The organism is Pseudomonadota bacterium (assembly GCA_039028155.1).
In the GTDB taxonomy this organism is placed as follows: domain Bacteria; phylum Pseudomonadota; class Alphaproteobacteria; order SP197; family SP197; genus JANQGO01.
In genome coordinates this window covers 28,796-48,517 of record JBCCIS010000036.1, presented here as the reverse complement: position 1 = coordinate 48,517, position 19,722 = coordinate 28,796, and the positions used below count along the sequence as shown (strand labels likewise).

General features: G+C 62.6%; 16 protein-coding genes. 10 read left to right on the top strand and 6 right to left on the bottom strand.

Annotation, left to right across the window (positions count from 1 at the left end):
- The 3 genes from AAF563_17655 to AAF563_17645 all read left to right on the top strand — a co-directional run.
- Positions 1-567 (top strand): N,N-dimethylformamidase beta subunit family domain-containing protein (locus tag AAF563_17655; GenBank protein ID MEM7123110.1); only part of this gene is annotated, 567 nt, incomplete at its 5' end.
- 5 nt (positions 568-572) lie between these two features.
- Entirely contained in the window at positions 573-2,795 is a 2,223-nt protein-coding gene (locus AAF563_17650; GenBank protein MEM7123109.1) for a N,N-dimethylformamidase beta subunit family domain-containing protein, read from the top strand.
- 344 nt (positions 2,796-3,139) lie between these two features.
- On the top strand, positions 3,140-4,729 hold the full coding sequence (locus tag AAF563_17645; protein MEM7123108.1) for an ABC transporter substrate-binding protein: 1,590 nt from the start codon (positions 3,140-3,142) through the stop codon (positions 4,727-4,729).
- A 113-nt stretch (positions 4,730-4,842) separates the two neighbouring features.
- On the opposite strand, the gene AAF563_17640 is transcribed toward AAF563_17645, so the two are convergent.
- From AAF563_17640 to AAF563_17620, 5 genes are all read right to left on the bottom strand, one after another.
- Positions 4,843-5,634, bottom strand: coding sequence for a hypothetical protein (locus AAF563_17640; GenBank protein ID MEM7123107.1), 792 nt, complete (start codon positions 5,632-5,634; stop codon positions 4,843-4,845).
- A 26-nt stretch (positions 5,635-5,660) separates the two neighbouring features.
- Entirely contained in the window at positions 5,661-7,478 is a 1,818-nt protein-coding gene (locus tag AAF563_17635) for an adenylate/guanylate cyclase domain-containing protein (GenBank protein MEM7123106.1), read from the bottom strand.
- Positions 7,479-7,668: 190 nt separating this feature from the next.
- Entirely contained in the window at positions 7,669-8,229 is a 561-nt protein-coding gene (locus tag AAF563_17630) for a GFA family protein (GenBank protein MEM7123105.1), read from the bottom strand.
- Positions 8,196-8,672 (bottom strand): GFA family protein, encoded by a 477-nt coding sequence (locus AAF563_17625; GenBank protein MEM7123104.1) that lies wholly within the window; start codon positions 8,670-8,672, stop codon positions 8,196-8,198. The genes AAF563_17630 and AAF563_17625 overlap by 34 nt, the downstream gene beginning before the upstream one ends.
- Positions 8,672-10,756, bottom strand: a complete 2,085-nt coding sequence (locus tag AAF563_17620; protein ID MEM7123103.1) for an FAD-dependent oxidoreductase — start codon at positions 10,754-10,756, stop codon at positions 8,672-8,674. The genes AAF563_17625 and AAF563_17620 overlap by 1 nt, the downstream gene beginning before the upstream one ends.
- A 138-nt stretch (positions 10,757-10,894) precedes the next feature.
- Here AAF563_17620 and AAF563_17615 point away from each other — a divergent pair, with 138 nt between their 5' ends.
- From AAF563_17615 to msrB, 7 genes are all read left to right on the top strand, one after another.
- On the top strand, positions 10,895-12,337 hold the full coding sequence (locus AAF563_17615) for an FAD-binding oxidoreductase (GenBank protein MEM7123102.1): 1,443 nt from the start codon (positions 10,895-10,897) through the stop codon (positions 12,335-12,337).
- 37 nt (positions 12,338-12,374) lie between these two features.
- Entirely contained in the window at positions 12,375-14,477 is a 2,103-nt protein-coding gene (locus tag AAF563_17610; protein MEM7123101.1) for an acetate--CoA ligase family protein, read from the top strand.
- Positions 14,478-14,565: 88 nt separating this feature from the next.
- Entirely contained in the window at positions 14,566-15,573 is a 1,008-nt protein-coding gene (locus AAF563_17605; GenBank protein ID MEM7123100.1) for an arginine deiminase family protein, read from the top strand.
- 49 nt (positions 15,574-15,622) lie between these two features.
- Positions 15,623-16,453, top strand: coding sequence for an ankyrin repeat domain-containing protein (locus tag AAF563_17600; protein MEM7123099.1), 831 nt, complete (start codon positions 15,623-15,625; stop codon positions 16,451-16,453).
- Positions 16,454-16,518: 65 nt separating this feature from the next.
- Entirely contained in the window at positions 16,519-17,421 is a 903-nt protein-coding gene (locus tag AAF563_17595) for a proline iminopeptidase-family hydrolase (GenBank protein MEM7123098.1), read from the top strand.
- Positions 17,422-17,425: 4 nt separating this feature from the next.
- A complete protein-coding gene (locus AAF563_17590; GenBank protein ID MEM7123097.1) occupies positions 17,426-18,328 on the top strand; it encodes a proline iminopeptidase-family hydrolase in 903 nt (300 codons plus the stop codon).
- An 81-nt stretch (positions 18,329-18,409) separates the two neighbouring features.
- Positions 18,410-18,838, top strand: a complete 429-nt coding sequence (gene msrB, locus AAF563_17585; protein ID MEM7123096.1) for a peptide-methionine (R)-S-oxide reductase MsrB — start codon at positions 18,410-18,412, stop codon at positions 18,836-18,838.
- 27 nt (positions 18,839-18,865) lie between these two features.
- Here the strand turns inward: msrB and AAF563_17580 are convergent, their stop codons facing one another.
- Entirely contained in the window at positions 18,866-19,720 is an 855-nt protein-coding gene (locus AAF563_17580; GenBank protein MEM7123095.1) for a hypothetical protein, read from the bottom strand.
- Positions 19,721-19,722 lie beyond the last annotated feature (2 nt).

Below are 19,722 nucleotides of genomic sequence, written 5' to 3'. Positions count from 1 at the left end.
TTCTGGGCGTCGCGGCCCGGTGAATCCTATTTGAGCTTCAGCGGCGAATACGGCGGCTTGTGGAAACGCATCGGCCGGCCACCGCAAAGCCTGGTCGGCATCGGCACCTTTGCCACCGGTTTCGATACCTGCGGCTGGTATGTGCGCCAACCCGGCGCTGACGACCCGCGCGCCCGATGGATTATGGACGGTGTCGAGGGCGACATCATCGGTGACTTCGGCGCATTGGGCGGCGCCGCGGGCATCGAACTGGACGGCGTCGACACCGCTCTCGGTTCGCCCGCCGACACGATCATTCTGGCCAGTTCGACCGGCCACTCCGGCTACTACATGCTGAGCCCAGACGAGGTCGTCTTCAATCACGCCGCCATCACCGGTGACGCTAACCCCAGGGTGCGCGCCGACATGGCCTACTTCACGCGGCCCGACGGGTCGGCGGTCTTCTCGACAGGCTCGATCAGTTGGTCCGCAAGCCTGGGCCATAACAACTACGACAACGACATTTCCACGATCACCGATAACGTCTTGCGGCGGTTCGCCGACCCGACACCGCTCAACGAGGAATGACGACCATGCGCAAGCTGTTGGGTTACGCCAACGAAATCAGCCGGCAACCCGGTCAGACAATCGACTTCAAGGTCAGTTCCGAAGTCGAAGGAAGCTATCGTCTCGACATCGTTCGCATTCGCTGCGGCGACGATACGCCGCAGGGTCAGGGCCTGAAGGAGACGGTCATCGACGCCGACGTCAATGGCGACTATCCCGCGCGTTACCAGTGGACCCAGGTTGGTTCGTTTGTTGTCGTGCCGCATCCGGAGCGTTTCGCGCTGGAGAGCTTCACCCTGCAGGCCTTCGTCTGGCCAACGACGCCTGACAAGGAAGGTCAGACGATTATGGGCGCCCTCGACCGGGCGAAAAACGCGGGGTATGCGCTGGCGGTGCATGACAAACAGGCGGCACTCGTCATCGGCGATGGGTCGATTGTCGAGACGCTTGTTTCCGGCGCCGCGATGGATCCGCGCCACTGGTACTTCGTCGCCGCGAGCTTCGATGCCGCGACGGGCGCCATGACAGTCATTCAGGAACCGCTGGTGCGCTACGCCGGTGAACGTGGCAAGGCGCGTGCCGAGTTGGACGTAGCGTTGAAGCCCGGCCAAGGCGGACGCTTCACCATTGCCGCGTGCAACAATCAGCGCGAGGGCGACCAGATCGCCACCAACTTCTTCAACGGCAAGATCGACAGCCCGCGCGTCGCCAACCGCGCGCTCTCCCGGCCTAAGATGGAGCGTATGAAGGCGGTGAGGCCTCCTGCAGACTTACAGACCAGCACGGTTGCCGCCTGGGATTTTAGTCAGGACATTCCGGGGACGCGCATCGTCGACACATCGCCCAATCGTCTGGACGGCCAGACGGTCAATCTGCCGACGCGCGCCATGAAAGGGCGAAACCATGACGGCACCGAGATGGTCTGGACGCACAAACCCGAACACTACGGCGCCATCCATTTTCACGACGACGATGTCTATGACTGCGGCTGGCAGACCGACGTCAGTTGGTCGATTCCCGACGACTTCAAGAGCGGCACCTATTGCGCGCGCCTTACCCAAGGCGATCAGTGGTTCTACGTCCCCTTTTATGTCCGGCCAAAGAAGGGCACGACGACGGCGAAGCTGGGCCTGTTGATCGCGACCGCCAGCTACTATGCCTATGTCAACCATCACATGCCGATCGAGTGGGATACGCTGGGCGAGCATTCGGGCAACCGGTTCACGACGCTGGATCAGACCGACCTGCATTTGCACATGCACCCCGAACACGGGCTCAGCATGTACGACAACCACACTGACGGCAGCGGCGTCTGCTATGCCTCGCGCCTGCGCCCTTTTCTGCGCATGGGTCCGCGAGACGATCTGTGGCAATACAACGCCGACACCCACATCACCGACTGGCTGGAAGAAAAAGGCATCGACTTCGACGTTTTCACCGATGACGACCTGGACGCCGAAGGCGTCAGCCTGTTGGAGAACTACCCTTGCGTCATGACGACGACGCACCCGGAGTACTATTCAAAGCCGATGATGGAGGCCTTGCTGCACTACCAGCAGCGTGGCGGGCGGTTCATCTATATGGGCGGCAACGGCTTCTATTGGCGTGTCGCCTATCACCCGACGCTGCCCGGCGTGATCGAGATGCGGCGGGCCGAGGATGGCATGCGCTCATGGATTGCCGAGCCCGGAGAGTACTATATGAGCTTCACCGGCGAACTCTCCGGCCTATGGCGGCGTAACGGCATCCCGCCTGAGGTGATCTGCGGCACCAGTTTCTCGGCGCAAGGTTTCATTGCCGCCAGACCCTATGCGCGTCGCGACGAGAGCAACGACCCGCGCGCCGCGTGGATGTTCGACGGTATCGGCAAAAACGAGAGTATCGGCGATTTCGGAACCGTCCTGGGCGGTGCGGCCGGAAGCGAGATCGACGCCATCGACTACGCTCTTGGCACACCGCCCCATGCGCTCATCGTCGCGGAGGCGACTGACTTCGGTGTCGATGTCCATTGGGTCGACGAGGAGTTCCACCACACGCACTCCGCCGTCAATGGCGAAAACTGCCCGCATGTGCGCTGTGACATGGTGTTTTACGAAACACCAAATGGCGGCGCGGTGTTTTCGACCAGCTCCATTGCGTTCGCCGGCTCGCTGGCCCACGACAACTACCAGAACAACGTGAGCGTTCTGCTGGAAAACATCGTCACGCGATTTGTCGACGAGACGCCCTTCCCATCGCCGCCAGACTAGGCTTCGTCTCCTATGCCACCCATGTCAGCATGTGACTCGATCAGCTCACGCCCGCGATTAATCCTGATTGCGACATCGTCTAAGGGATGTTCGAAACAGTTTGTTGGCATTGAGAACTGAGCCGAGCAGAACTCTGTTGCACGAGAGCGGCGAATTCACCGAACCGTGACATTGCCGCGCTAGGGTCAGTGGGTGCTGACCATGATGATGTCGGAATTGGGTCACAATCTGTCGGACGGGTATGCGGGACGCTTCGCGTAACCTAGAAAATGTCAGTTGATGTGCGACGTTTGGTCGTGATTGCCGAAGCCGCACACAAGGACAAAGGAGACTGGGAGATCAAAATGACAAACAAAACGACAAGTTCGGGTTTGGCGACCAGCCGGCGTGATCTGCTGGCCGGCACCGCCGCCCTTGGTATCGCAGCGGGCATGGGCCCGGCCGTTATCGGAAACGAAGCAAAAGCGGCGGAACCGAAGAAGGGCGGCACGTTGCGCATGGGCCTGGGTCATGGCTCATCCACCGACTCGCTCGATCCGGGCACGTTTGAAAACGGCTTCTCCAGCGGTATGGGCATGGGTGGCCTGTTCAACTATCTGACCGAGGTCAACGAGTACAACCAGTTGCAGCCGGAACTGGCGGAAGAATGGGATTCGCCGGACGCGCAGACCTGGACTTTCAAGATCCGCGAGGGCGTCGAATTCCACAACGGCAAGACGATGACGCCGGACGACGTCGTCGCCTCGCTCAACCATCACCGCGGCGAGGACTCGACCTCGGCGGTGTCGAGCCTGTTCGAGCAGGTCTCAGACATGCGCGTTGACGGCAACACCGTCGTCATCGAGCTGAGCGCCCCCAACGCCGACTACCCGTTCATCGTCAGCGATTATCACATGGGCATCATGCCGTCCGATGGCGAAGGCAAAATCGACGCCACATCGGGCATCGGCGCCGGCAGCTACAAGCTGTCATCCTATGAGCCGGGGACCGAAGCGGTGCTGGAACGTCATCCCAACTATTGGAAGACTGACCGCGCATGGTTCGACGCCTGTGAGATGTACACGATCGCTGATCCGACGGCGCGCCAGAACGCTCTTGTCACCGGTCAGGTCGACGTGATCGACCGCGTCGATCCCAAGACGGCCGACCTGATGGCGCAGGCGCCGAACATCGAACTTGTCGAAGCGACCGGCACGCTCCACTACACCATGCCGATGAACACCACGGTCGCGCCGTTTGACGACAACAATGTCCGCCAGGCGTTGAAGTACGCCATCGACCGTGACGACATCGTCGACAAGATCCTGCGCGGCCACGGCGTGGTCGGCAACGATCATCCGATCGCGCCTTCCAACCGCTTCCACGCTAACATCGAGCAGCACAGCTACGATCCCGATAAGGCAAAGTGGTACCTGCAGCAGTCCGGCCTGGACAGCCTGTCGGTCGACCTGTCGACATCCGAAGCGGCCTTTGTCGGCGCCGTCGACACCGCCGTCCTTTATCAGGAACACGCCAAGGCGGCCGGCATCGATATCAACATCGTGCGCGAGGCGGCTGACGGCTACTGGGCCGACGTCTGGATGCAGAAGCCCTGGTGCCTGTGTTACTGGGGCGGCCGCCCGACGGAAGATTGGATGTTCTCGACCACCTACGCGGCCGACGCGCCGTGGAACGACACGTTCTGGACCAATGACCGCTTTAATGAGTTGTTGATCCAGGCCCGTGCGGAGCTTGACGACACCAAACGCGCGGAGATGTACACGGAGATGCAGGACATTCTGGCCAACGACGGCGGCGCGCTTGTCGTCGCCTTCGCCAACCATGTCGACGGTGCGTCGACCAGCCTGGCCAATAGCGGCCAGGTCGGCGGCAACTGGGGCTTGGACGGCGGACGCCTGATGGAACGCTGGTGGTTCGTCGACCCCAGCGCCTAACGCCAACGACCTAGACGGCAAAGCGGCCCCGGTCAGATGACCGGGGCCGCTGTTGTTTTTGCGAACCGCCGCTTGCGTTCACGCACAAGCGACGTCGCGTATGACCTGTCCGGTCAGCCTTCCGGCAGGCCGGCCTTGCGCAGACCATCGACCCAGTGGTCGCGATCCTTCTTGTTGCGGAACTTCACGCGCCCTTCGAGCGACTTGACGCTTTGGCCCCGGCCCTTGGCCGACCGGAACAAGCCGATGGCGTTCTTCGACATCGTCGCGTTGCCCTTCTGCGCATAGGCAGCGGCGAGAAGAAGCTGCACTTCCATCACATAACCTTCATCGCCGGGCTTGCAGCGCATGCATTCAAGCTCGTTGATCGCCGCATCATAGTCGCGGGCGCTGTAATAGGCCCAGCCGAGGTTCCAGCGATACCAGTCGGGGAAACGCTTGGCGCGCTCAAGCATCTTGATCGCGTCCTGGGGCCTGCCGTCGAACACATAGGCTTCGGCGACCTCGGCCAGCAGCCCGTGCTTGCGATCCAACTGGTCGGTGAAGTTCTCGTAGAGATCCATGGCCTTGTCATACTGCGTCAAGGCCTGCTTCAGTTTGCCTTGTCCGATCAGGCAGTAACCGAGATCCCAGTAGGTCGCGTAATCATAAGGATCAAGCTTGACGGCCTTGCGCGCATGACCCTCAGCGACCTTCAACTGGGCCTCGCCCAACCAGCCATTGGCGACGCTGCGCGTAATCGTGTAGGCGAGATAGCCGTATGCGCGGGCAAAACAATTGTCGAGTTTGATGGCCTCTTCGAACTTCTTGCGGCTCTTCGCCATCTGTTGTTTGTCGATAATGGTGAAAAGACGTTCGCCATCCAGATAGGCGCGAAACGCCTTTTCGTTCGTGGTGCCGCGCATAGAGATCCCCTCCTAGAAAAAGCTGATTATGATGCCTTGCCTGCTTCCATCAGCAGAATTGCCGGCTCGTCCCGCAAGCCGGCCAGCCGCAGGCCCTTAAGATAATGGTCCTCGTCACGTTCATTGCGAAAACGGACCCGCCGGCGGGCATCTTCAATGGTGTATGGCCGCTCATGGGCGCTGTTGAAAAGATTGACCGTCGCCTCGGCCTCGGCAACGCGACCGCTATGGGCAAGAGCCGCCGCGACCGTCAGGTGCAGGTCGTTGGGCGGTTTGAACATCCGGCCATACTCCAGCAGCGCCTCCTCGTAACGTTTGGCGCAGAAATACGCCCAGCCGAGGTTCCAGCGGTACCAGTCTGGAAAATAGGGATTGAGTTCCATCGCATTCGTGATCAACCCGATGGCATCCTCGGCGAGCCCGAAATAGATCTTCATTTCGGCCATCTCGCACAACAGGTCGGGGTCATTGCGATTGAGCTGGCAGGCGCGTTCGTACTCGCTGTGGGCCCGCTCGAACTCGCCGCGGTTTAGGTGCACGAACGCCAGATCCCAATGGACCTGATAGTCGTTGGGCGCCAGATCGACGGCGCGCCGGGCGTTGGCCTCGGCATCGACAAACGCGCCGATGTCGCGCCAACCACATAGCACCGCGCGAACTTCGGTATAGGCCAGATAGCCCCAGGCACGAGCAAAGTTGGGATCAAGTTCGGTGGCGCGCTTGAACCAACTCAGGCTCTCCTCGATGCCCTCTTGCGTTTCGAACGTGAACGACTGCACGCCCTTCAGATACGCTTCATAGGCATTCAAGGTCGGGCCGGGCTTGCGCTCCTTGGCCAGCAGCTCGCGTTCGGCGGTGTCGAGCCGCAAGCCCAACTGGGCGACCACCTGCTTCACTAGCTTGTCTTGCGCGGCAAACGGATCCTCAACGTCGCAATCGAACCGATCGACCCACAGGTTCGTGCCGGTGCGCGCATCAATCAGCTGGGCGTTGATGCGCAGGTGGCTGGGCTGTTTGCGGACGCTGCCGGCAACAACGTACTGGGTGCCGAATTCGCGCAGCAAGTAGTCGGGCCGCGGCGACGATTCCTTGTAAAGCGAGGCCGAGTTAGCGGCCAACACGTCGAACGACCAGAAGCGCGACAACTCCGACGTCACTTCCTCGGTGATGCCGTCGCACAGATAGACTTGGGTTTGGTCACCCGTTTGATTGGTGAACGGCAAGACGATCACCTTGGGACGCTGGTGCTCGGCAGCCTGCGCCGGAGTGCCGTCGCTGGCTGCCTCTTCGTCGTAGATCTTCTGAGCCAACTTGGACATTTCGTCGACACCGCCGGTATCGATCTCATAAATCATGAGCGGCACGTCGATGTTCTTGACACTGCGCTCGCCGACTTCCCGGATCTGGAATTCGATCTTGTCCTTTATCGCGTCAAAGACAGCCTGGGAGATGTTGATCGCGCCGGGTTTGGCTTCCTGCTCCAGCCGTGTCGCGATGTTGATATGGTGGCCATGAACACCTTCCGCCGACACGATGATGTCGCCCAGATTGATGCCCATGCGAAACACGATGGGATTGAGCGGGCTGGTATTCAGATTGCGTTCCTGGATCGCCCGTTGGATGGTCACACCGCACTCCGCCGCACTGACCGCGTCGGGGAAGTGCGCGAGGATGCCGTCGCCCATGATGTTGATCAGGCGGCCCTGGTGTCGCTCGATTTGCGGCAGAACGACGTTGTTGAGCTGGGCCTGAACAGAGACCAGCGTACCAGCCTCGTCGCGGCTCATCAGGCGGCTGTAGCCGACAACATCAGCAGCCAGAATGGCAGACAGTCTGCGTTCCATCGTCAGGCGCTCACAGTGCTGTCGATTGCGGCCGACGGCCGCTTGCCGGTTGAACGACCGGCGTCATCGCGAGCCGCCGTCTGTCGTGCGACTGGGCAAAGTCGCCTCATTCCCCATCCCCATACAACGTTACTTTGGCCCGCCCGACCGTATCTTCAATGTTAGCAATTACGCGATACCGACTAAAGAGTCACGAAACGGTTGATCCTGTTGAAGAAACCGACGGCATTGTGATCAGCTTGTCCACCACGCCGCGCCACGCGACGAACAAGTCGTCGAAATCTTCAGGCTGTCCGTCGTAGGCCAAGGCACGATCGGGGATCCTAACCCATGGTTGCTTGCTGCGCACCCACAGATGACCCACTGGTTGCAGCCAGGATCGGTCGTCGAGCGAACCCGGTTTGATGTTGACGATGGCGGGATTGCGCGAGGGCTCATGGAACAGGCGGGCCCCGCACCGGCGACAGAACCGGCATGCGACCGTCCTGCCGCTCGCGCTTTCTCGTTCCCAGGTCCCGCAACGTGCCCAATCAACGGACAGCGCGCCGCGGTCCACGGCCATCGACATCCCAAAGGCCGACGCTGATTGGTGCTGGCATTCGGTGCAGTGGCAGGCGTAGAGGACCAGCGGCGGCGCGCTCAGGCGATAACGCACATGACCGCACTGGCAGCCACCATGCTGCGGCAAGGCCGCGCGCTGTCCGCCGCGACCCGGCATCAGGCGAACCAACCGCTGGTCGTGGCGCGCCATCGCTCCACGAAGGGTGTCATGTCGTCGGGGTCGTGCAACACGTTCAGCAGGTCTTCCGGGATATCAACCCATGGCTGCGCACTCGCGGTCCAGATATGACCGACCGGGACAAGCCAGGACCGGTCGTCGAATGAGCCCGCTTTGACCGACACGATGCTGTCATCGCCCTTCGACATGTGAAACAGCCGCCCGCCGCAGGTCGGACAGAAGTAACACTGCAGCTGATTGCCGCTATCGGTCGGTCGGGTCCATACAGCCAGTTGCGACCAGTCCACCGTCAGGTCGGCCCGGTCGACCAGGCACGACATACCGAAGGCCGACGACGACTGGTGCTGGCACTCCGTGCAATGGCAACAGTAGAGCGTCAACGGTGCCGCAGAAACACGATAGGTGACCGCACGACATTGGCAGGCACCGGTTAGCGGCAACATGACCTCGACCATCACACGCTCTCCCTTTCCTCTCTCAGGTCCATGTGCTCGCGCAAGAACGGCACATCGGGATTAGGCGGCGTCGGCATATCAAGTTCCCGGGCATAGAGATGGCCATCGTGGACCGCCGCCGCAACCAGGCCGGGCGCGACACAATCCCCGATAATCCCCACCGTTTTGATGCCAGCGGCATCCAACAGGTCCGGCCGGCGCGCCAGCTTGTGATAGATCGCCTCGTTTGGCACCCGCGACGTCACCAACACCACCGTCGCGGCCGGCACCCGATGCGTCGCTCGTGTGAAGATGCAAGCCAGTTCGGCCTCACCGTCATGAACGGCGACCAGGTCGGTCTGCTGCAGGATCGTCACGCCGAGTTCGCGCAGGCGTTGCTGCACGAAAGGCTGCTCCAACGTCAAAATGGTGAACGCGGAAACATCCGAGCCAGGCGTCACCAAGGTCACGTCATGGCCGTCGCGGGCCAGCTTTTCGGCCAACACCCCGCCCAGATACATTTGGTCGTCGTCATAGACGACCACCGGCCCCTCGCCGACAGGACCTCGGGCGACATCTTCCGGTCCAATCACACCCGACCGCCCGGCACCCGGCAGCGCGTGATGATGACTATGGCCGACACCGTCGCGACGCCATGTCGCGCCGGTCGCCAGAACCACGTGGGCGGCACCGAACTGGCGTATCGACTTATCGTCCAGGAGACTATCCAGATAGACCTGGACGTTGGCCATGGTGCCGATCTGACCGAGCCGCCAGTCGCGCACCCTGGCCCAGGTGGCCAGGCCCGGCAGGCTGGTCTCCCAATTCAGACGACCGCCCAGTTCCTTTTCGCGCTCGGCCAAGGTCACGGAATAGCCACGCTGTCCCAGGGCTCGTGCCGCTTCCAGGCCCGCGGGCCCGCCGCCGACGATAAGGATCTGCTCGTCGGAGCCCTTGGCGGCGATTTGTTCGGCATGCCAGCCGCGACGCCACTCCTCGCCGACAACGGGATTCTGGGTGCAGCGCATCGGCGCGAAGGTGTTGTTGCCGGTGACGCAAATATTGCAGCCGATGCACTCGCGAATGTCGTCGATCCGCCCCTCTTCGATCTTGTTGGGCAGGAACGGGTCGGCAATGGCCGGGCGTGCCGCGCCGATAAAATCCATCACGCCATTTTTCACGGCCGCGACCATGGCGTCGGGAGACGTGTAACGGCCGACACCGACAACCGGTTTCGACGTCAACTGCTTGACGAAGGCGATATAGGGTTCTTGATAGCCCTCTTCGGAGAACCGGCTGGTGTTGGAGTCATACTCCCAGCCACTGATGTTGACGTCCCAGATATCCGGCACGTCCGCCAGCATCTCGACGACCTCGCGACCTTCCTTGTCCCACTCCAGCCCATCAGCACCCATGCATTCGTCGACCGCGAAACGCAGTGCGACGGCGCAGGTGTCGCCGATCGCTTCGTGGGTGTCCTCCAGCACTTCGCGCAACAGGCGCACGCGATTTTCCAGCGAACCGCCGTATTCATCATTCCGCCGGTTATAGCGGGGCAACAGAAAGTGCATGGGAAGCGCGATGTTGTGGGCAGCGTAGATATAGACGACGTCGGTGCCCGCCTTCTTGGCGCGGATCGCGGCGTCGCGGTGCCAGCGCCGGAACTCCTTGATGTCGGCCTTGTCCATCCCGCGCGCCTGTGGGCGGGTCGGGTACTTGTTGGCCGTATGGGACGGGGCGACGGGAGTCATGCGGCTGGTCCGGTTAGCGCGCGACAGACCGCCATGGACCAGCTCCACCCCGAACAACGATCCGTGCTCGTGGACAGCGTCTGCGGCCAAGGCGAAGGTCTTGATGTCGTCGTCATCCCACAACCGCATGGAGGCACCGGGATAGGCGTCCGACGTCGGATGGATCATCGTCTCTTCGGTGCAGATGACGGCCCAACCACCTTCGGCCCGCTGACGGCGAAAGGCGGCATGGGACAGCGGCCAGTTCGATCCCATACCGGTGCAGTGCGGTACCTGAAAGAAGCGGTTCTTGGCCGTGACCGGACCGATTCTTACCGGCTCGAACAGGATATCGTAACGCTCGTCTCGGCTCATGCGGTGCCCCTTTGAAAATGCCGACTCAACCTAATCACCCGCAAGCCGGTTGGAAAACCCGAAACACCGGCATTTCCGTGATGGACCGAGGGCGGCTTGGGTCTAGACTTCGCGACGCCACAGCCAAGGCAGCGCGCCATGACACCACCGGACAAGATCATCCACCGTAACTATTGGCTGGACGAGGCGCTGGCGCTGGAAACGCCAGGCAGCGACGCACCACCCCTGGACCGCGACCGCCGCGCCGATGTGGCGATTGTCGGCGGCGGCTACACCGGTCTGTGGACCGCGATCGATCTGAAGACCCGCGAACCGTCACTCGACGTCGTCCTGATCGAACGCGACATCTGCGGTTGGGGCGCCAGTGGCCGCAACGCCGGCTACCTGCTTAATCTGTGGGCCAAGTTCGCAACCATGAAGCGCCGGTTCGGACGCGACGAGGCCGTCGCCATCGGCCGCGCCGTCGATCAAGGCATCGAGGACCTCGTCCAGTTCTGCGATGACAACGGGATCGACGCGGAGATACGCCGGCACGGCTGGCTGATGGCAGCGACACGGCCCCATCATGACGGTCACTGGCCCGCCATGATGGACGATCTGGCGCGTCATCAGATAACGCCCTACGAAGAACTGTCGGGTGCTGAGATCGAGAGCCGCTGGGGGCTGAGCGGGATCCTGTCCGGCATGCTTGACCGCACCGCCGGGCATCTGCAACCGGCGAAGCTGGTCAGGGGACTGAGGCGCGTTGCTCTTGAGCGCGGTGTCACCATCCATGAACACACGGGCCTGACGGGTCTGGAGAGGCGGCGGCCGCCGGTCGTGCGCACGGACCATGGATCGATCACGGCGGACAAGGTGGTCATCGCGATGAACGCCTGGGGCGCCCGCCTGCCCGAGCTGCGCCGCTTCATCATGGTCACCGGCTATGGCAACGCGATGACCGCTCCCCAGCCCGAGCGCCTGCAAGAAACCGGTTTTGCCGACGGTCCGTGCGTCAACGATTCCTACAACCTGATCAACTCACTGCGGCCAACGGCCGGCGGGCGTGTGCTGTTCGGCAAACCCGGCACCGCGCTGGCTCTGGGCGGTCACGTCGACGCGTCGTTCGAGGACGACACGGCACGCCTTCTCGATGCCGATCGCCGCCGCAAGGAACTCGATCCCATCATGCCGGGACTTCAAGCCACCTATGCCTGGTCCGGCCCGATCGACCGGTCGCGCGACGGCCTGCCGGTATTCGGTCCCCTGCCCGGGTCGCCGGATATCGTGCATGCCACCGGCTTCTCCGGTGATGGTGTGGGCCCGTGCCGGCTTGCCGGCAAGGTGCTGGCCTCGCTCGTCCTCGAAACACCGGATGAGCTGACGGCGCTTGGCCTGGTCCGACCGCCCGATCCGGAGTTCCCGCCTGAGCCCGTCCGATGGATCGGTACCAAACTGGTTCGCCGCGCCGCCGGCAAGATCGACCTTGCCGCCCGCGACAACGGCCGGGTCGGCGCGACAACGCGTCGCCTCGGCAAGTTAATCGCCGCCGGTGTCGCCGACACGGAAGCAGCCGCGAAGGAAACGTCCACCGGTTCCTAAAGCGACACGCCAGGCATCCCTCGCAGAGAGATATGCGATGACCAACCAACGCCGCGAACGACAGCGCGCCAATCTCAAACGTATGCTGAAGCCACGACATATTGCCTTTATCGGCGGCCGGCATCTGGAGCGGTGTATCGCCATGTGCAGGGACAGCGGCTTCAGCGGCGAGATCATCGCCATCAACCCGCGCTATGAAACCCTCGCCGGCATCGCCTGTACGCCGTCGCTCGACGCCTTGGACGTGGCGCCGGATGCGGCATTCATCGCTCTGTCGCGGGACGGCTCCATCGACATGGTGACCTCGCTCGCCCAGATGGGCGCGGGCGGCGCCGTCTGCCATGCCGCCGGCTTCGGCGAATTGGGCGGCGAGTTCAGCGTCGCCCAGGAAAACCTGGCCAAGGCAGCGGGCGACATGGCGGTCATCGGCCCCAACTGCATGGGCGTGATCAACGCCTTCGACGGCGTCGCGCTGTGGGGCGAATACAATCCCCTGTCGCCTGTCGACGGGTCGGGGGTCGCGTTGATCTCGCAGAGCGGGGCGTTTCTCTACGGCATCATCAGTGTCGAGCAAGCCTATCCCATGGGCTACGGAATAAGCGTGGGGAACCAGGCGGTGATCGATAGCGCCGACCTGATCGACTTCGTCCTGGATGACGAACGGGTGCGCGTGATCGGCCTTTATGTCGAAGGCCTGACGAATGGCGCTGCGCTGTCGGAGGCGCTGGGCAAGGCGCTCGACCGGCGCATCCCCGTGGTGTTGTTGCGTGGCGGCGGCACACCGGCATCGGCCGAGCGCTCCCTGAGTCACACCGGCAATCTTGCCGTCCCCAACGACTTCTGGCGCGCCCTGATCGAGCGTTACGCCCTGATCGATGTCGCCTCTCCCAAGCAGCTCGTCGAAACCACCAAGCTTGTGGCCGTGAGCGGCGTGCCGGCAGGCAATCGCGCCTTCTTCGTCACTAACTCCGGCGCGGCGGCGACGCTGCTGGCCGAACAGGCGCGCGATCGCGGTTTGGCACTGCCGCCGATCCCAGCCGAGGTTGAGGCAGCGATCAAACCGACCCTGCCCGATGTCGTCACGGTGTCGAACCCGCTTGACTTCAACCTGCCTTGGCGGGCCGATGCGGCTGTCTCCATGGATAACGCGGATTCCATGACAACCTGTCTCCAAGACATCAGCCGTGACAGGACGGATATCCTGACCTTCATACTGGATGTGCCGCGCCGGGAAACAGGTGGCGACACGCCGTGGCACCCGACCATCGATGCGCTGATCGCATTGCGTCGGCGTGTCGGGTTTCCGGTCGTTACCGCGTCGCTGCTGCCGGAAGGACTGGAGCCGCACCTGCGCGGAAAACTACTGGCCGGCGGCGTGGCGCCGCTATGCGGTTTCACCGAGACGCTCGATGCCATGGCACAAGCGGCCGCGTATGGCGCGCGGCTCGATCAGATAGAGGCACCACCGGAACCGCCCTTGCAAGGCACCGCGCCGGCCACAACGCCGCGCGCCCTTGATGAATGGGCGGGTAAGCGGGCGCTGGCCGAGCACGGTCTTCGAGCGCCCAAGGGCTGGGCGGGACCCGCCGGTCAGGCGGGCGAAGCCGCCGCCAAGATCGGCTTTCCCGTTGTACTGAAAGTCCTGAGCGAAACCCTGGCGCACAAGAGCAAGTTGGGCGGAGTCAAACTCGGCCTTCATTCCATCGACGACGTCGAGACAGCGGTCAACACCATGCGCCAGGACCTCGAACGATCGGCACCAGATCATGTCCTCGAACACGTCTTGATTGAGGCAATGGTCGACGACGTCGCCGCCGAACTTCTGATAGGCGTCAAGCGCCATGCCGCGTTGGGTCTGGCGCTCGTCATCGGGCGTGGCGGGGTCGACGTTGAACAGATCCGCGACTACGCCTTAGCCCTGATTCCCGCCAGCGATCGCGAGATGACGGCGGTTCTGGATCGGCTTTCGATACCACTCGAATGTACCGCTCGGGCCAACCTGGTCGCAACGATTCGTGCGATCGAGCGGTTCGCCATGGCCAACGCCGAACGGCTCGCCGAACTCGACGTCAATCCCGTCATGGTGCGGCGGGACGGATCCACGGTGGCCGCCGATGCGCTGGTGGTGCTCGCCGGTTGAAGATCTGCCTTTTCGGTTATCGTCACGATTGACGCCGCGACGGCCAAGGCCGACCATGCGCCATCACCGATAGCGAGGACCGACCCCCATGCCGATCATGACCCCTGAAGACGTGCGCTATAACCAACTGATCAAGACCTTCGCCTCGGAGCCCGAGCCGGCGTTCGAGACGGCGGAAGAGCAAGAAGGCAACTGGGGTCAGGTCTGGGGTTGCCGTAACGATGTTGGGCGTCTGCAGTCCGTGTTGATGCATCGCCCCGGCGACGAACTCAACACCGTCGACCCGGACAAGAAGATCGAGGAGTTGGGCGCCTATGGCGATCCGGAAACCGGCTGGTACTGGCGCGGCGCGGAGCCGCCCGACCTGCCGGCCATGCAGGCCCAGCACGATGCCCTGGTCAAGACGCTGGAGGAAAACCAGGTTCGTGTCGTCATGCTGGACGAATGCGCGCCGGGCCGCATGAAAAGCTGTTACACCCGCGACGTCGTCATCGCGGTCGATGGCGGTGCGATCGTGTGCCGTCTGGGCCCGCGCGTGCGGCGCGGTGAGGAGATGCCGGCGACGCGGACCTTGGCCAAGCTTGGCATGCCGATCCTGCGCACGATCAACGGCACGGGCATCTGCGAAGGCGGCAGCTTTGCCTGGATCAATGAACAGACCGCCGTCATCGGCATCTCGAGCCGGGTCAACGAAGAAGCCGCGCGCCAGATTGACGAAGTTCTGGCGCCTATGGGTATCGAGCTCATACGCATGCAGGTACCGGGTTTCCGCCTGCATATCGACGGCATGTTTGTCATGGTCGATGTCGATACCGCCCTGGTCAATCCGATCCTGTTGCCGTTTGCTTTCATGGAGGATCTCCAGAAGCGCGGCATCAGGCTGATCGAGCTGTCGCCGGAAGACGAAGCCTTCACGATCAACTGTCTGGCGATCGCGCCGGGCCGCGTGATCATGAGCGAGACCTCCGAACGTACGCTGGAAAAACTCGACAAAGCGGGCATCGAGGTGATCCAGCTCGACTACGAGGCCGTGTGGCGCGGCGGCGGCGGCATTCACTGCTCGACCGCACCGCTGGCACGCGAACGTTTGACGTAGGCAGCGGACAGAAGCAACGGCCAAACCAGCACGTCTTCTGAGTACAGCGATGAGCCAGTTGGACGATAGCGTTTGCGGCCTCGCCGCCACAGGCGACCTGGCGGGACTAGCGGCGCGGCTGCAGACCGAGCCCGACCTGGCGACGCGGCGCAATGCCAGCGGTGAGACCCTGCTGCACATCGCCGTTCGTCAATGGCCGAAACTTGCAAACGGCGCCGATGTCGCGCGCCTCCTTCTTGGGGCAGGCATGGATGTCAACGCGTTTGATGACGATGGCCAAAGCCCGCTTCATGGCGCTACTGGTGACCTGGAGCTGACGCGCGTGTTACTTGAAGCTGGCGCGCGCGGTGATGTCTATGCGGTCGATCACCTGAACATGTCGCCTGCTGAGATCTGTCTCTACTACGGTCTGCCGGCCGAGGCACAACTGATCGTCGATCACGGCGCGCCAACCGATTTGCGAATCCATGCCGGTCTGGGCGATGCCGACGCCGTGCGCAGCCACCTGGACGAGGCCGGCGGTTTTCGAGCCAATTGTATCGGGTTACCCGGTCAACCCGGCCCCACACTCAGCGTGGAAGACGGTGTGGCGCAGGCGTGTTCCTATGCGGCTCGCAACGGACAAATCGAAGCTGCCGACGTGCTGCTCGATCACGGTGCCGATATCAATGCGCTCGCGCCGCAGTTGGACGTCGGTTGTACGCCGGTTCACGCAGCCGTGTCGGGGGGCCATCCTCTGATGGTCGAACATCTTGTCAAGCGCGGCGCTCGGCTGGACATTCTCGACGATACCCATAAGTCTACCGCGCGTGGCTGGGCCGAATTCAAAGGCGATGACACGATGGCCGCGTTTCTAAGAGCTCATGAAGGCGATGTCTGACACGATCTGTCGAGCGTGCCGGGAACGCTATTGAGCCGCCACATGATAAGGAGCGAACAATCACCATGACCGAAACGCTTGAAGGCGTTGAACGCCAGCCCGACGCCATGGAGCGTGTTGCCGTCGAAGGCGGCGACGTAATGACCTACAGCTTCGGTTCGGGCGATGACGTCCTGTTCTTGGCCAATGGCGGTCCTGGATTGCCGTGCGATTACATGCGCGATAGCCACAGCCATCTGGCCATGGACGGGCTGCGCGTCGTGACCTGGGACCAATTGGGTACGGGTCGTTCCGACCGGCCAGACGACCCGTCGCTGTGGACGATCGAACGTTACGCGCGCGAACTGGAGGCGGTCCGGACCGGTCTGGGCCTGGGTCCCATTCACTTGCTCGGCCAATCCTGGGGCGGTTGGCTCGCCATCGAGTATGCGCTGACCTTCATAGACGGCGTGAAGTCCCTGGTGCTCTCCAACACGGCCGGCGACCTGCCCCACCTTGTCAGCGAACTCAGCCGGCTGCGCTCGGCGCTTGGCCCTGAGACCGTGACCATGATGCTGCGGCGTGAAGCCGATGGCACGATCGGCCATCCCGAGTACAAGGCCGCGGTCGCCTTGCTGGACTGGCGCCATGTTCATCGTCTCGACACCATCCCGCCGGCACTCCAGCGTTCAATGGATGGGATGGTGTTCGATATCTACAACATCATGCAGGGTCCCAACGAGTTCGTGTACACGGGCAACCTGAAGGACTGGAACCGCATTCCCGATATGCATCGCATCGACCGGCCGGCATTGATCATCGTCGGTGAACACGACGAGCTGACGCCCGCCTGCGCCATGAAGATGCATCATGCCCTGCCCAACAGCCGCATCACGGTGTTCCCGAACACCTCCCACTCCACCTGCTTTGAAGATCCCGCCGCCTACTTCAATGTGCTCGAGGACTTCCTGGCGGAACAGAACGGTTGATGCCATGAGCGAATCACTTCCTGACGTCGAACGCCAGCCTGACGCGATGACCGCGGTCGCCGTCGACGGCGGCGAGGTCATGACCTATAGCTTCGGTTCGGGCGACGAGGTCCTGTTCCTGGTCAACGGCGGCCCGGGTCTGCCTTGCGACTACCTGCGCGACGGCCACAGCCACCTGGCCGACAAAGGCTGGCGCGTCGTGACCTGGGACCAACTGGGCACCGGCCGCTCCGAACGGCCCGGCGACACGGCACTCTGGACCATCGAACGCTACGCGCGGGAGATGGAGCAGGTTCGGGCCGGCCTCGACCTGGGCCGCGTCCATGTACTCGGTCAGTCTTGGGGTGGCTTCCTGGCCATCGAGCATGCGCTCACCTTTCCTGATGACATCAAGAGCCTGACGCTCTCCAACACCGTGGCGGACGTGCCGCATCTCTTGACCGAGCAGAACCGGCTGCGCACCGCGCTGGGAAGCGAGACCGTCAACATGATGCTGCGCCGCGAGGCCGAAGGGTCGACCGACCACCCGGAGTATGCGGCAGCGCTCGACATCCTGAGCTGGCGTCACGTCCATCGTCTGGAGGCCCTGCCGGCGCCGATCAAGCGCTCGATGGATAACATCGAGATGGGGATCTACGGCTACATGTGGGGCGCCAGCGAGTTTCAGTGCACTGGCAATTTGAAGGACTGGAATCGGCTCGACGATCTCGCCCGCATCGAGGCGCCGACGCTGATCGTTGTGGGTGAGCACGACGAACTGACGCCGTCATGCTCGATGCGTATGCACCAACAAATGCCGACAAGCGAGATCCATGTCATCGCCAACGCCGCCCACATGACGTCCTTTGAGCAACCGGACACCTATTTCCCGATCCTGGAAGGGTTCCTGACGCGCCACGGCGGTTAGCGGCGTTCACGGCTGTGTGCACGGCGTTGACCTACGGGCGTTCGCGGGCCATATCCTGCAACGGAAGCCAGGAGAAACAGGATGACGGACAAGGTCGTCAAGACGGAAGCCGAGTGGCAGCGCCAGCTGTCGCCGGAGTCCTATAGCGTCACCCGCCTGAAAGGCACCGAGCGCGCCTTTACCGGCAAGTATCACGACAGCAAGAAGCCGGGCATCTATCGCTGCATCTGTTGCGGCCAACCCCTGTTCGATGCCGCGACGAAGTACGATTCAGGCACCGGCTGGCCGAGTTTTTACGAGCCGGTCTCCGATGAGGCCGTTGCGACGGAGACGGACCGCAGCCTCTTCTTCATGCCGCGCACAGAAGTGTTGTGCAGCCGTTGCGATGCCCATCTGGGTCACGTCTTCCCGGATGGCCCCCAGCCGACGGGGCAACGCTTCTGCATGAACTCCGCGGCCCTGGTACTCGACGAGAGCCAGTCAGCAGAAGAGAGCGACGCCGCCGAGTAAGCCGCGCCGCTCCAGACCCATCGACCCTCAACTGTCGAGGTCGAGGCGCTCCTTGATGTAGGCCTCAACGACATCGACCTGGTCACGCTTGAAGCAAGCACTCCACCAATAGAAGTGCGGCTCAGGTTCGTCCTTGCACAACACGCCGTCGTCGTTCGGCGCTTGGATCTGGATCATCCGAACACCCGGATGGTCGCGTAGAAACAGCGCCTGCGCCGGCGGCGTGATGATGTCGCCATCATAGACATAGACCAGCGCCTGCATGTCGTCGGCGGTGGCCAGACGACTGCGCCACTTGTCGTACTCCAAGTCGAGCCAGTTTGCGGACTCGCCTTCGGCTTCCAGGTACGCAAAGCCGTAGCCCGGTGCGCTGACGACCGCGGCGTTGAACTTCTCCTGCGCCCGCTCGGCGGTCAGCAACGCCGCGCTGGCCCCGCCGGAATGGCCGAAGACGAAGATATGTTCGCGCGGCACACCGAGAGCAGCCAGGCGGTCAAGCAACGCCTCGTTCTCTTCCGAACGCTGGCGGCCCAGGACAAAGCGTTTCTCGGTCACCTGGGTGCATAGATAGAACACGGTGACATCGCGGCCGTCGATGCCGTACTCGCCCCAACGACGGACGAAGCTCGGTATGGTGCCGGGATAGCAGTCTTCGTAGCCGGCACCCCAATAGGTGCCGTGATTGTAGATGATGAAGATTGTCTCGGCGGGATCCTCGACCGCTTGATCGAAGCCCTGATCGAACAAGCCGACGCTCTCCGTGCCGTCATCGCCGGCATAAAACTGGCCGATTGGTGGTGTTTCGCTCGGCGAGGACTGGCAGGCCGCCAATGCCCCGGCGGCGGTTACGATAATGGCCCCTAGCAGGCTTCTTTTGATCATTT